At 58.1% G+C, this 14208-nt stretch carries 11 protein-coding genes; 6 read left to right on the plus strand and 5 right to left on the minus strand.

Going from position 1 to position 14208, the window contains the following annotated elements:
• The first annotated feature begins 84 nt into the window (after positions 1-84).
• The gene (locus DCC27_RS11720; protein ID WP_117328662.1) at positions 85-3039 is read left to right on the plus strand and encodes an ExeM/NucH family extracellular endonuclease; all 2955 of its coding nucleotides are present in this window, start codon (positions 85-87) and stop codon (positions 3037-3039) included.
• 186 nt (positions 3040-3225) lie between these two features.
• On the opposite strand, the gene trmB is transcribed toward DCC27_RS11720, so the two are convergent.
• The gene (gene trmB / locus DCC27_RS11725) at positions 3226-4077 is read right to left on the minus strand and encodes a tRNA (guanosine(46)-N7)-methyltransferase TrmB (protein WP_168186126.1); all 852 of its coding nucleotides are present in this window, start codon (positions 4075-4077) and stop codon (positions 3226-3228) included.
• Positions 4078-4199: 122 nt separating this feature from the next.
• Here trmB and DCC27_RS11730 point away from each other — a divergent pair, with 122 nt between their 5' ends.
• Positions 4200-4847: a hypothetical protein gene (locus tag DCC27_RS11730; RefSeq protein WP_110110216.1), complete on the plus strand. Its 648-nt coding sequence runs from the start codon at positions 4200-4202 to the stop codon at positions 4845-4847.
• An 82-nt stretch (positions 4848-4929) separates the two neighbouring features.
• On the opposite strand, the gene DCC27_RS11735 is transcribed toward DCC27_RS11730, so the two are convergent.
• Positions 4930-5631: a bifunctional 2-polyprenyl-6-hydroxyphenol methylase/3-demethylubiquinol 3-O-methyltransferase UbiG gene (locus tag DCC27_RS11735; protein ID WP_110110217.1), complete on the minus strand. Its 702-nt coding sequence runs from the start codon at positions 5629-5631 to the stop codon at positions 4930-4932.
• A 3-nt stretch (positions 5632-5634) separates the two neighbouring features.
• Positions 5635-6930, minus strand: a complete 1296-nt coding sequence (locus DCC27_RS11740; RefSeq protein ID WP_110110218.1) for a YihY/virulence factor BrkB family protein — start codon at positions 6928-6930, stop codon at positions 5635-5637.
• A 111-nt stretch (positions 6931-7041) separates the two neighbouring features.
• Here DCC27_RS11740 and DCC27_RS11745 point away from each other — a divergent pair, with 111 nt between their 5' ends.
• Positions 7042-7929: a hypothetical protein gene (locus DCC27_RS11745; protein WP_146206240.1), complete on the plus strand. Its 888-nt coding sequence runs from the start codon at positions 7042-7044 to the stop codon at positions 7927-7929.
• A 99-nt stretch (positions 7930-8028) separates the two neighbouring features.
• Entirely contained in the window at positions 8029-10620 is a 2592-nt protein-coding gene (gene clpB, locus DCC27_RS11750; RefSeq protein WP_110098032.1) for an ATP-dependent chaperone ClpB, read from the plus strand.
• Between the two features lie 125 nt (positions 10621-10745).
• On the opposite strand, the gene DCC27_RS11755 is transcribed toward clpB, so the two are convergent.
• The gene (locus tag DCC27_RS11755) at positions 10746-11507 is read right to left on the minus strand and encodes a septum formation family protein (protein WP_110098031.1); all 762 of its coding nucleotides are present in this window, start codon (positions 11505-11507) and stop codon (positions 10746-10748) included.
• A gap of 264 nt (positions 11508-11771) precedes the next feature.
• Here DCC27_RS11755 and DCC27_RS11760 point away from each other — a divergent pair, with 264 nt between their 5' ends.
• Complete coding sequence (locus DCC27_RS11760) at positions 11772-11996, plus strand: DUF3073 domain-containing protein (RefSeq protein WP_110098030.1); 225 nt, start codon at positions 11772-11774, stop codon at positions 11994-11996.
• A gap of 54 nt (positions 11997-12050) precedes the next feature.
• Positions 12051-13049: a Sir2 family NAD-dependent protein deacetylase gene (locus DCC27_RS11765; RefSeq protein ID WP_110100701.1), complete on the plus strand. Its 999-nt coding sequence runs from the start codon at positions 12051-12053 to the stop codon at positions 13047-13049.
• On the opposite strand, the gene purM is transcribed toward DCC27_RS11765, so the two are convergent.
• On the minus strand, positions 13046-14206 hold the full coding sequence (purM, locus tag DCC27_RS11770; protein WP_246840100.1) for a phosphoribosylformylglycinamidine cyclo-ligase: 1161 nt from the start codon (positions 14204-14206) through the stop codon (positions 13046-13048). The two genes, DCC27_RS11765 and purM, sit on opposite strands and share 4 nt — an antisense overlap.
• Positions 14207-14208: the final 2 nt, after the last annotated feature.

The raw sequence follows: 14208 nt of genomic DNA on the forward strand, positions 1-14208 counted from the left end.
GTTCAGTGAAACTTCTGTCGCCGTCTAGGTGTCCCTCTTAAGGTCGGTATGTCTCAACACCATTACTTACCTTGAGGAGGGTACATGAGCGTGCGCAACAAAGTTGTTGCTGTTCTGACAGCATCAGCACTGAGCGCCTCGGCACTGGTGGGGCTATCCCAGATCAGCCAGGCAGCCGTCGTCGACGAACCGGTGATCAATGAATTTGTCACCGATGAACAGGGAACAGATACCTACGAGTTCGTTGAAATCCTGATCCCTGAAGGATTCGACACGACCGAGCTACGCATCCTGGGCGTTGAGGGCGATAGCAATAATAACCAGGGCAACGTCGTGCACAACTACGACGCCAGTGGTCTTGACTATGACGCCGACGGCCGCGGGTTGCTCACCGTTCCGCAGAATGGCTTGCAGAACGGGTCACTGAGCTTGTTGCTGGTACGCGGCAACCCGGGCACCAACGCTGTGGTCGACGCTGACCGCAACGGTGAGATTGACGCCGACGTCAACTTTGAGGTTCTGGACGCTGTCGGAATCCACGACGGAGATAATGGCGACTTGGCCTACGGAACTGAATTGCGCGCCTCGACCTTCGAGGGCTACACCGGTGCACTGGGTGGCGCCTCCCGGGTTCCTGATGGATCTGACACCTGGGTGCCGAACGCCTACAACGGTGCTGGTCTGCCCGGTAACCCCAACCAGCCTCGGGGTGACTTTGAAGTGGCCAGCACCCCGGGTGAACCAAACGGTGAACAACCCTCCGAAGACCCGACGGAAACTCCGACGCCGACTGATCAGCCCACCGGTGTTTGCCAGGCGGAGGCCACCCCGATTAACCAAGTGCAGGGTGAAGGCTCGGAAACGCCGCTCAAAGGCCAGAACGTGACCGTCCGTGGTGTGGTTATCGGTGACTTCTGGAATAAATCTGGGGGTTCCAACGGTTTCTGGATCCAGTCGCTCCCCGATGATGTCGATGACAACGACCAGACCTCCGAGGGCCTGTTTATTCACAATCCCGGTCACGATGCACCCGAGAACGGCACCGTGGTGACTGTGGCCGGCACCGCCGGTGAGTACTATGAGCAGACCCAGCTCTCGAAGACCACTGTCACCGAGTGCGATACCGCTGAGCTTCCCGAGCCGGTCGAGATCACCTTCCCGGTGGAAGACGACCTGGAGCACCTGGAGGGCATGCGTGTCAACGTTGCTGAATCGGTCGTACTGGAGACCTACCAGTTCGCTCGGTTCGGTGAGATCGTTGTGGGACCGCAGCGCCAGTATACGCCGACTGCTATTCATGCCCCGGATTCTGCCGAGGCCGAAGAGCTGTACGAATCCAACCAGGCCAACCGCATCACCATTGATGACCGCAACTCGATCCAGAACGTGCACCCGGCTATGCACCCCAATGGCGAGCCCTTCACCGTGGACAACATCTTCCGTGGTGGAGATCAGTTCAGCAACATCACCGGTGTGATGGATTACCGCAACAACAGCTGGAAGATTCAGCGCACCGAGGCTGCCGAGCACCTTGCCGCGAACCCGCGTGACACCGAGGTACCCGAGGTGGGCGGTGACATCAAGGTTGCTGCCTTCAACGTGCTGAACTACTTCACCACCTTCAATGAACGTGGGGCTCGCAGCGAGGAAGAGTTCCAGCGCCAGAAAGAAAAGCTGGTAACCGCTATCGCCAAGATGGACGCCGACGTTGTGGGCTTCATGGAAATCGAGAATAACTCGGATGTGGCATTGCAAAACCTTGTTGACGGTGTCAACGAGTACTTGGGCGAAGAGCGCTACGTCGCCGTGGAGACAGGCAAGCTGGGTACCGATGCGATCACCACTGCCATGATGTATAAGCCCGATGTGGTCACCCCTTTCGGTAGTCACCAGGTGCTGGATACTAGCGTGGATGCCCGGTTTGACACCCGTCGTAACCGCCCCGCTTTGGCTCAGACCTTTACTATCAACACCGAAGACGGTGCAGATAACGAGCTAGGCGAGTTCACCGTGATCACCAACCACTTGAAGTCCAAGGGCTCCGAGTGCGGTAACGAAGCTGATAACACCCACCTCGTCGGTAACTGCGATCCGGTACGCACCGAGGCCGCCAAGGCGCTAGTGGACTGGTCCAAGGACATGCCCAAGCCGGTCATTATGGGCGACCTGAACGCATACGACCATGAGAACCCCATTACCACCCTCACTGATGGCGGATTCGTGGACCTCAAGAAGAAGTACGAGGGTGAATACGCTTACTCCTACGTCTTCGACGGCCAGCTGGGCTACCTGGATTACGCACTAGCACACGACTCCTTGGAGCCATTCGTCACTGGCGCTGCGTCCTGGAACATCAACTCCGACGAGGTGCCAATTCTCGGTTACGAAACCCGATACAACACCGATCCTGCACAGTCGGAGATCTACGAGCCGAACGAATTCCGTTCTTCTGATCACGATCCTGTAGTCTTCGGGCTGCGGTTGACTGCTACCGATGAACCGACTGAAGAGCCCACCGAGGATCCGACTGAGGTGCCTACCGAGGGTCCGAGTGAGGGTACTGGGGAGCCGACTGAGGTGCCTACCGAGGGTCCGAGTGAGGGTACTGGGGAGCCGACTGAGGTGCCTACCGAGGGTCCGAGTGAGGGTACTGGGGAGCCGACTGAGGTGCCTACCGAGGGTCCGAGTGAGGGTACTGGGGAGCCGACTGAGGTGCCTACCGAGGGTCCGAGTGAGGGTACTGGGGAGCCGACTGAGGTGCCTACCGAGGGTCCGAGTGAGGGTACTGGGGAGCCGACGGATGCTACCACCGAAGACTCGACCGAGGACACTTCCGACGGTGCTCAGGATCCATCCAAGGATGTCGACGAGTCAACTCAGAACCAGGGCGACCAGGTCGCTGGTGAGGATCAGTCCGAGTCTGACTCGGACAAGGGTGGTGCACTGGCATCCACCGGTGCCGGCGTCGTAGCGATCATGCTACTGGCAACTGGACTGGTATTGGCAGGCATCTTGCTCACCCGTCGCCGGGCTCACTAATCACTGACCCGGTACTCTAAATAGTCCGCCCGCGGGGCCACCTGATGCAGGTGACCTCGTGGGCGGAGTGCTACCTGCTCCGTAGAACGAAGTGCCACGACGTCGCGTGAAGAGACTAGGCGGGATCACCGAACAACAGCTGCGCGAGCCGGGCGACGGTCGTTAGCCACCGAGAGTAGAGGTTGGTTAGTGATCTGCCACGCGTTGATAGCACAAGTCGAAAATATAGCGACCTGCCTCAGTTGCTTTCCGCTCGAAACTAGTGACCGGACGGGTTGTAAATCGTGGTGCCCAGCCACCGATGGCATCCAGAGCTTCGGCTTCTTGTACAGGCTGGTTATTATCAGTGCCCTCAAGCTTCGCACGTGTCAACGGAGAGTCTGGGCCACGCAAACGGTGCGGATAAAGATTCGTGAATTTCGGGTGCTCGTCCATGACGGCGCGCATTTGCTCGGCGTAATTGGACCAATCAGTGGCCAGCCGCAGAGTGCCTCCTGGACGTAGCACGGTGGCAAGTTTGGTGACGAAACCGGTCTGGATCAGCCGACGCTTGTGATACCGGGCTTTTTGCCACGGATCGGGGAAGAAAACCCAGACCTCCTGGGCCTGGCCTTCTATAGCGTCAAGGACCTCCGGGGCGTTGGCCTCAATTCCCCGGATATTGTTGAGCCCCTCGTCCACCATCGCTGCGAGGAGTTTACCTAATCCTGGCGTATAGACCTCCACGGCCAGAAAATCACGTTCCGGGTGGGCCTTCGCGCCGGCGATGGTGGATTCCCCGTGACCAATCCCGATGTCGATCACGAGCTCAGCGTCACGACCGAAGAGTGCAGACGGTGAAATCACAAAATTAGGGTCTACCGACATCGAGGTGTGATGCCGTGGCACATCGACGATCCACCGGCCCAGCGATTCATCCCAGAGCTTTTGGCGGTTAGGAGAGAGCTTCGTTGAACGGCGCACAAAAGACACCGGAGTCCGATGATATTTCTCCGGAATAGCGTTGTCAGAGGTCCGTGAAGAGTCTGAAGAGGTCATCCCCATCAGTTTAGGCCGGTTAATATCCTCGCTCAGCCGAAATTGTGAGAAGGGTCGTGATATTTCCAGTGCAAACCCTATAAAGTGGGATCCGGAAAACGTTTCTTGAGGAAGGACTTCCGATGAGCATTGTTCAAATCCCTCTCCGCCTAGCGGCCGGCGCATTTGTGCTGAACTCCGGGCTGAATAAGCGCAAGATCTCCGATGAACAAGCTGAAGGTCTGCGCGACATGGCTGCCCGCGGTGTCCCTGCTGTGAAAGATATGTCCGGCGAAGAGTTCAAGAAGTTCATTACCACCACCGAGATTGGTGTGGGTGCTTCGTTGCTGGTTCCGGTGGTTCCTGGTTGGGTCGCTGGTGCTGCCCTGTCCGCCTTCTCCGGTGGTTTGGTTTCGATGTACCTGAACACCCCAGAAATGACTGAATCCGACGGCATCCGTCCTTCCGAGTCGGGTACTGCGGTTGCTAAGGACATCCTGTTCTTGGGTAGCGGTATCGCCATCACTCTGGACTCGCTGTTCAACCGAGGCGGTAAGAAAAAGAAGGCCGCGGCCAAGCGGGCCAAGAAGATCTCGGCTGCCAAAGACGATCGAGTAGAAGCTATCCAGGAAGCCACCGACCAGAAAGTCGAAGCGATCGAAGAAGCTCGCCAGAAGTTCAAAGCCGATCGTAAGCAGGCCCGTCAGGAGCAGAAAGAAGCCCTGAAGAAGGCTGCCAAAAAGGCGAAGAAAGGCTCCAAGAAAGTTGCTAGCAACCTGAATCTTGGCTAGCTAAGTCTGAGAGACTCTTGCTGTGATAGGCACAGCAGAGGTGTAGTTGTCACCGGTGCGGGATGGGACTTCTGTGGAGGTCTCATCCCGCACTGCTATTCTGGCACTTGGCTGTGGCTGACTGATCGGATCGAGTCAGCACCGCGACCAAGAAATCGGAGTCCTCGTTAAAGGGGTGGGCTTGCCAGGAGGAGAATAGTTGCTCGATGTCAAAGCCACAGGCTCTAGCGTCGGTAAGAAAATCTCGGAAGTCCCAGCCACGGCCGGCGCCGAAGCCAATGATTGCGCGCGAGTGTGCCTGCGGTGCCAGTAGCTGACAGAGGCTCGTGAGAGCGGGGTGCCGACCGTTCTTCGACAAAAAGCCCATAACGTTGCCCGCCGAAACGATGAGATCAAACGGTTCAGACAGATCGAGTCGAGCTTGTGCTGACAGGCTGGCCGGTAGTTGCTCCAGATCGGCTACATGCCAGCGACCATTCGGGAAATCCTCACGGGCCACGTCAATCAAGTACTCGTCCAGATCAAGGCCAATGACAGTATGCCCGCGGGTGGCAAGATAGCCTCCGGTCCGTCCGGTCCCGCACCCAGCATCCAGGATTCGGCTGGATCGATCGGCTAACGCATCCACCAGTCGGGCCTCACCGTCAAGGTCTTTCCCCTCACGGTGGAGATCACGCCATCGTTGCGCATAGCGCACCGAATGTTCCGGGTCGCGAGCGATCATAGAACGCCAGGTGTTGTGGTCGGGTAAAGGGCAGCCGGATGATTCAGCCAAGAGGTTCATGAACTAGTCTCCTGTTCTTTCTTCGAAGCCGCTGGAGTCTTCTTGAAGTTGCTGGCGACGTTCGTTGATATTGGACCGGGTTGGTCGCTGGGGCGGATAGACCAACCGTGCCCCGGTCTCTGGATGAACTCGTTGACCCTCATAGATGTTGTCTCCGAAATCTTCGGGAACAAAGACGGACCGGTAGGGCTTTCCGGTCGAGCTGGACCTGCGGGGCCTATTGATGGCGAAAATACTTTTATTCTCGGCTAATTGCGCGGTCTTCAAAGTGGTGATGGGTTCTTCAGTGTGCACCGAATAAACCACGACGTGGCCGACATAGTCGGTGAACCGTGACCGGTAGTCCAGGACCTCGAGCTGTCGAGTGTGTTCGGGAGACAACTGCAACCGGTCCCATGCGGGCAATCCCTCGGCCAACTGCTTGGCGCGCAGATACTCAGCATCCCAGGCGGCCCCAGCAATCATCACGATCGCACCGACCCAGAGAAACAGGATCACGTAAATTGTTCCGTAGAAGGTGTCGAGTACTCCGTCAAAGATGGAGAAGTTCTCTAGCAACCATCCGGTGAGGACTAGTCCGGCGAACAGTGTGAGCACGGTGAATGCCCCGCCCGCAGTGATAAACCGGTAACGGGGCAGATTCACATTGGGCCCGCGGTAGTAGGCGGCTGTAATCAGCAAGATCAACACCAGCAGGAGGATGGGCCATTTGATCGTATTCCAAGCATTGACCGATTCTTCGGAGAGGTTCAGCATCCCACCGATGCGACGGGAGAAGTCGCCTCCAATAATGATCAAACCGACCAAGGCCAGTGAGGACACCATCAGCACAATGGTTTCGACGAAGACCACCGCGCGCATCATGAAGAAGTTACGTCCCTCGCGGGTCCCGTAGAGGGTATTCATGGCGCGGTGGAAGGCGGCAATGACTCGTCCGGCTGAGAACATCGATCCCAAAATGCTGATCACAATCGTCAGGACAGAACCAGATGTTTCTGAAAAAGCCATCAAGGTCGTGGTAATGACCTCGGTATCTAGTGTCGGAATCAACTCGTGAATGAGCTCGGCGACCGTCCCGATGGTTTCATCGGCCAAACCGAGAAGTGAGACGACCGAGACCAAAACAATCAGGGCCGGCAGGACCGAGAGCAACAGAAAGAACGTCATCGTGGCAGCAACATCCCACACCTGAAGTTCGAGTAGTCGCGTGATCGTACAACGCAGTACGAACCAGACGGTGGGCCGAGGGTTTTGATACGTCTGACGTTGTTTCCTGGCCAACCGGCGGGTGAGAGGCATAATATGAGCCTATCGAATCATCGCCGGTCAGCCGAGAGAACGTGCAGGGCCAAGGACAGGTACCGCGTCGATACTGCTGGGGGTATGGGATAAGACGGTACGATATTGACTATGAAATTGACTATGAAGAAACGCGGTCACGTTCCCTCCTCACCGTTGCATCCTATGGTGCTGAGCGCCCTGTTCCTGAGTCTTGGGCTGGCCCTGAGCGGTTGTCAAACAGAAGAAGGCGGTCCGGAACCGGAGGACTCGGCCAATACGTCTAGTTCTCCCAGTGATGAATCGTCTGTCGAAACCAGCCGTGATGACCTATCGGAAATCCTGATTCCGGCAGAACATTTGCCTGAGGGGGGAGCTACCGAGTTTTCGATTGAAAGTTTCCAGAGCCAGCCATTGAGCCTCTACCTGACACTGACCGGTTTTGAACCCGAGGGTACATGTGGTGAGGCGATTGATGCGGTCAACTCCTACACCTCACAGGTATCGCACGGTGTAACCGGCGTATACGACTATGGCGCCGACGCCTCTGACTCCCCGTCGCCCTCCGAATCTGAGGAAACCTCGGATACTAGCTCCGACGGTCCCGAGACCCAGGAGCTCTCCGGAGAACCACACGTGGAGATCATGGTGTTTGAAACCGCTGAGGAAACCCGGCCAATGAAGTTGTTCTCCGAGGTTGCCGAAAGTTGCGACACCATCGAATCCGATAGCGTCGACGGAGCCGAAGCGACCTTCGAACAACTGGAATCCTTGCACGCGGTGCACGTGGGCATTAAAGCCAGTCGTGATGATGACCTCGAGAACCTCTATCTCGGTGGTGGTTCCGTGGGTGGACAATACCACGTCTATATTGTGGCCAATAACATCAGCCCCGACGACGCGTTGAGTCTCTATACCGAGCAGATTCAACGTCTCGAGCAGCTCGTGGACCCCGCAGAAGTTGACGATACCTCCTCAGCAACAGAGTCTGCCTCGCCGGACGAAAGCTCCAGTATCTAACGGCTGCAACCCGGAACCTGTGGAATAAAACCTCCCACCGCAGGGTTGAGTTAATTAGACTCAAGTATTATTCGTGAATGAATCAAGGGAGGAGATGTGATGGACGCGCAGTTCACCACAAAATCTCAAGAGGTGCTCTCGGCGGCGTCGATGAACGCTTCGACAGCCGGTAACCCCCAAATCGAACCGGCACACGTTCTCAAAGCACTCATGGACCAGCGCGGTTCCATTGCAGTGTCCATCCTGAAAGCAGCCGGGGCTAACCCCGATGTGGTGTCCACCGCTGCTTCGACAGCAATCCAAAAACTCCCGAAGACCTCGGGTAATTCCGTGGCTCAGGCGAAGCTCTCTCGTGCCGGCTTACAGGTGATCCAAGCGGCTCAGAATGAGGCCAGCTCACTGCAGGACGAGTTCATCTCGACTGAACACCTGTTGCTGGGCCTGGCGGCTGACACCGGTGAAGCTGGAGTGGCCCTGCGGGACGCCGGTGCACAGATTGACGCGTTGCGTGCAGCGCTGACAAGTGTGCGTGGCGATCAGCGGGTCACCTCTGCTGATCCGGAAGGCACGTTCCAGGCACTGGAAAAATACGGCACCGATATGACGAAACTAGCCGAGTCTGGCAAGTTAGACCCGGTTATTGGTCGTGACGCCGAGGTCCGACGGTTGATTCAGGTGCTCTCGCGCCGGACCAAGAACAACCCGGTGCTGATCGGTGAACCCGGTGTGGGTAAGACCGCAGTCGTTGAAGGACTGGCCCAACGCATCGTGGCCGGCGACGTTCCTGAGTCCCTGCGAGGCAAGAAGCTGATCTCTCTCGATCTCGGCTCGATGGTGGCCGGTGCGAAGTACCGCGGTGAATTCGAAGAACGTCTCAAAGCCGTCTTAGAAGAGATCAAGAAATCCGACGGTCAAATCGTGACCTTTATCGACGAGATCCACACGGTGGTCGGTGCCGGAGCCTCGGAAGGATCGATGGATGCCGGCAACATGCTCAAGCCCATGCTGGCCCGCGGTGAGTTGCGCTTGATCGGGGCGACCACGCTAGATGAGTACCGAGAGAATATTGAAAAAGACCCGGCACTGGAACGCCGGTTCCAGCAGGTGTACGTGGGCGAACCCACGGTGGACGACACCATTGCGATTCTCCGTGGTCTCAAAGAGCGCTACGAAGCCCACCACAAGGTCGCGATTTCCGACAGTGCGTTGGTGGCTGCCGCGAACCTCTCGGATCGATACATCACGGAGCGTCAGTTGCCTGATAAGGCCATTGACCTGGTGGACGAGGCGGCCTCCCGATTGCGGATGGAAATCGACTCAGCCCCGGAAGAAATCGATCAGTTGCGCCGTGCGGTCGACCGGTTGACGATGGAGGAAATGGCCCTGGACGGCGAAACGGACCAGGCCTCGGTGGAGCGTTTGGCTGCCCTGCGTGAGGAGAAAGCCAATGAGCAGGAAAAACTCACCGCGCTGACGGCCCAATGGGAGAACGAAAAGGCCTCCCTGAACCAGGCCGGTGACCTGCGTGCTCAGCTGGACGAATTGCGCTCGCAGGCCGAGAAGGCTCAACGTGAAGGCGATCTGGGAGAAGCCTCCCGGATACTCTACGGTGAGATTCCTGATGTCGAGCAGCAATTGCGTGCCGCAGAAGCCAGTGAGCAGGACCAAAAATCCGAAGAGACCATGGTCTCTGAGCAGGTCTCAGCTCACGATATTGCCGATGTCATCGAATCCTGGACCGGCATTCCAGCTGGACGGATGATGACCTCCGAGCAAGAAAAGCTCCTGCAGATGGAGGACGTGATCGGCAACCGGTTGATCGGGCAACAGTCCGCGGTCACTGCTGTGGCTGATGCTGTGCGACGTAGTCGGGCAGGAATCTCGGATCCGAATCGGCCGATCGGTTCGTTTATGTTCCTGGGACCCACCGGTGTCGGCAAGACCGAGCTGGCTAAGGCGCTGGCGGAGTTTCTCTTCGATGACGACCGAGCCATGGTCCGGATCGATATGAGTGAGTACTCCGAGAAGCACTCGGTGTCCCGACTGGTCGGTGCCCCTCCGGGGTATGTCGGTTACGACGAAGGTGGTCAGCTTACCGAGTCAGTCCGACGTCGGCCGTATTCGGTGGTATTGCTCGACGAGGTGGAAAAAGCTCACCCGGAGATCTTCGACATCCTCTTGCAGGTTCTCGACGATGGGCGCTTGACCGATGGTCAAGGTCGGACCGTGGACTTTCGGAACACCATTCTGATCCTGACCTCGAACCTGGGGTCGCAGTATCTGGTGGATTCCGCGCTGTCGGAGGAGGAGAAAAAGACGTCCGTGGAGGCAACAGTACGGGCGGCTTTCAAACCCGAATTCCTCAACCGGTTGGATGACATCATCCAGTTCGAGCCACTCTCGCTGTCGGACCTGACCAAGATCGTGGATCTGCAAGTCAAAGACCTCGGCGAGCGACTGGCACAACGTCGGCTCACTTTGCAGGTCGCCGACGCTGCCCTGACTTGGCTGGCCGATACCGGCTACGATCCTGCCTTCGGCGCACGTCCGTTGCGTCGGTTGGTGCAACGCGAAATTGGTGATCAACTCGCCAAGAAGATTCTGGCCGGGGAGATCACAGACGGCGACACCGTGGCAGTGGACCGGACCCCGGACGGGCTTGACGTCCACGCGGTGAGTGCCGAGAACTGATCCTGGTCTCTGCGGTGCTCAGCAACCACCGCAGAGACCAGCGACAACGGCCAGCTAGCCTGTACCAAGCAGGGTAGCTGGCCGTTTGCGTCGCTGAGGCTACGGTGCCCAGGAGGCTACAGAGATTAGCCCTCAGAGGTTTCCTCCTGGGTGGCAGCGCTGGTTTCTTCGCTGGTAGTTTCTGCGTCGTTGCTGTCGCGGGAGGGCTGCTCGGAGAGGTTCTGATCCTCGGCGACATCCAACACCGGCTGGCCGATCAAGGAATTTGTCAGAGTCCCAGATTCTTCAGCTTCGACGAAGCAGTCAATTCGGCGGTCACCGGTCTCATTCCAGGACGCCTCCGAGGGGCTGGAGACTCGGGTGACGACGCTGGCATCGGTAGAACCGGTCAGCTCAATAGCCGCGCAGAATTCGTCGGCACGGGTGCGCATCTGATCCGCACCGGGATAGGTCTCCGCTTCGGACAGAATCTGACGTCCCACCAGCTGTGCGTCGTGAGCGTAGTCGCAGTCCACGATCGTCGAGACAGACTCAGTATCGGTAAAGTCCGTCAAACAATCTCCGGGCTCCAGGTCTTCGGGCCACACCTCGGTGGCAACAACACCATCCAAGCCAGGGGAGGGGTTGCGGGAGACGTCCTCGGAGGCTTCCGGAGAGTCATCTCCGTCGAAGACACCGGATCGGATCAACCAGCTGGCCCCGATACCGATGAGGAGAATGACCAGCACGATCACGCCGGTGAGAATCCATCGGCGACGGCTTTGACGACGCCGACGCATCTCACGACGCGAGGGACGCTGTGACCGAGGCGAGCGTTCAGAACTGGTCTCGGACGGCACTGCTCTGCTACCCCGGCGGGACGGTTCCTCGTTGACCGGCTCTGTCATGGGTTATCCAGTCCTTTCGTCAAAACCGAAGACGGCAGTGCTCAGCGGTGGATGAGTAGTTTAGCGTGACGTAATTGACACATGTGACAGTCTACTGCCAATGCTTCGCTATCGGTTGAGCACCACGATAGGTGGCGGCACAACACCTGAAAACATGTTAAACTGGTGAGCACGAACCAGTTTGAACACATGACCTCCGGCACCAGCATGAGCCTTATGTTGTGCCCATTGGAGGGCTAAGAGACCGCGAAGGGGGTCACGCTCATGGGGCGCGGCCGTCAAAAGGCAAAAGCAGCACGTCAGGCTCGGGATATCAAGTATTTTTCCCCGGCAACCGATCTCGCAGCACTGGAGCGAGAACTCTCTGGGAAGAAACATGACGAACCCACGGTTAGCGACGAATACGCTGACTACGCGGATAAGTACAACGTCTACGAGGACGAAGACGATCACGACGAGGATGACTACGGGCACTCGTCACCTCGGTAGTTTGTGTGGCGTCGGTGTTCCACGCCCAGCGCGCTTGATAACCGATCGGATCCGATGAACTCTTCATCAGACCGATCGGTTCCTTACGTTGATGAGGCGATCTCTGTTGATCATCCGGCCTACGCAACCCACCAAGCGGCCCTGCGTTCCATCGCTCGCGTCGTCGACGATTCCCGACCGCTACAAAATGACCGGGTGGCCTCAGCAGGAATCGGGCAACTCCTCCGTTTGCGCCCAGCGGTGCTGACCGGAGCCGGGATTTCGACCGGTTCTGGCATCCCCGACTATCGGGGGCCCAACGGTTCGTTGCGCCACCACCGCCCGATGACCTATCAGGAGTTCCGATTCGACCCCGTTGCCCGCCACCGGTATTGGGCTCGATCGTTCGTGGGGTGGCGTCACCTGGAGTATGCCCAACCCAACCCTGGACATCAGGTCTTGGCCCAATGGGCTCAAGCTGGCATCATTTCCGGCATCGTGACTCAGAACGTCGACGGGCTCCATCAGCGAGCCGCTCAAGAACTCGGCGATGATTACTCCACCGTGGTTGCTCTGCACGGTGATATGAGTGAGATCCAGTGCCTGAGCTGCGGGGCCGTGGAATCACGAGCGAGCTTGGACCGTCGCCTGGAAGAGGCGAATCCAGGTTTTCTGCAACGAGCCGATACCGGCACAGAAGACATCAACCCGGATGGCGACGCACGCCTAGAGTTGCGGTGGATCAACGAGTTCCAGATGGTTGGTTGTTTGCGATGCGATTCCACCGCGTTGAAGCCCTCGGTGGTCTATTTCGGTGAAGCCGTTCCGGCTGAGCGTAAGCATCGCGTCAACGAGCTGTTGGCTGGCTCCGGAGCGCTGTTGGTGGTGGGATCCTCCGTGGCGGTCATGTCGGGCTACCGAATGGTGCTCGATATGGTCCACCGCCACCAACCGGTGGGGGTTATCAACGCCGGCCCTTCCCGAGCCGATGCCCGGGCGACCTTCCGGTGGCGGGCCGATACCTCCCAGGCCTTACAGTGGCTGGATGACCAGGTGAAAAAAGAGTTCCCCTAAGCGACGGCGTAGGTACCCTGCAACACGACCGTGCCACCGTCAACACCCTTTGCACCCTGCACGACGTCTTCGGCGACAGTGTTGTCGATGAGTTGTTGGTCGAGCGTATCGACAGTACCGATCTGCCAGGATGGCACCTCGTGGTCGCGTAGATATGCTAGTGCCTTTTCGACGTGATCCGCCTCAACCACGGCTACCATGCCCACCCCCAGGTTTAGGGTCCGTTCTGCATCGGCCTGGGGCACACCGCCGGCCTCGGTGAGCACCGAGAACACCGGGGGAATGGACCAGGTTCCGCGGTCCACGATCGCCATCAGCCCAGCAGGTAACACACGTGCGAGGTTTGCGGCTAGCCCGCCCCCGGTGACATGCGAGAAGCCGTGCAACGGTGCTGGCTTTCCGGCGCGGTGAGCTTCACCATTGAGGTGATCGACCAGTCCGGCACAGACCGAAGCATAGATTCTGGTGGGCTCGAGAAGCTCTTCACCTAGGGTCCGACCAAATTCGGGCAGGTGCTGGTGATAATCCCACCCCTGAGCGCTGACAATCCGGCGCACCAAAGAGTAGCCGTTGGAGTGAATACCCGAGGAGGCCATGGCAATGATGGCATCCGAGGAGGTGACCTTCTCTGGCCCGAGGATGTGGTCAGACTCGACCACTCCGGTCACAGCTCCGGCCACATCATATTCATTCTCCGCGAGTAGTCCGGGGTGCTCTGCGGTTTCACCACCGATCAGTGCAGTTTCGGCCAGTGAACAACCGGTGGCGATGCCCCGGACAATATCGGCGATACGCTCTGGGATGACCTTACCGGTGGCAATGTAGTCGGTCATGAACAGTGGCTTGGCCCCGACCACCACAATGTCATCAACGACCATTCCTACCAGATCTTGGCCGATGGTGTCGTGGATGTCCAGCGCCTGGGCAATGGCAACCTTGGTGCCGACCCCGTCGGTGGAGGTGGTCAGCACCGGACGCGAATAGCTGGTCAGCACCGAGGCATCCCACATTCCAGCGAAGCCACCGAAACCGCCAAGAACGTGCTCACCGTGGGTGGCTTTGACGGCATCCTTCATCAAAGCCACGGCAACATCACCGGCTTCGACATCGACACCTGCGCCTGCGTAGGTGATGTGTTGATCATCTGGGCTGGTCACGA

It is taken from the genome of Auritidibacter sp. NML130574 (genome assembly GCF_003185725.2).
GTDB classification, from domain to species: Bacteria; Actinomycetota; Actinomycetes; order Actinomycetales; family Micrococcaceae; genus Auritidibacter; species Auritidibacter ignavus.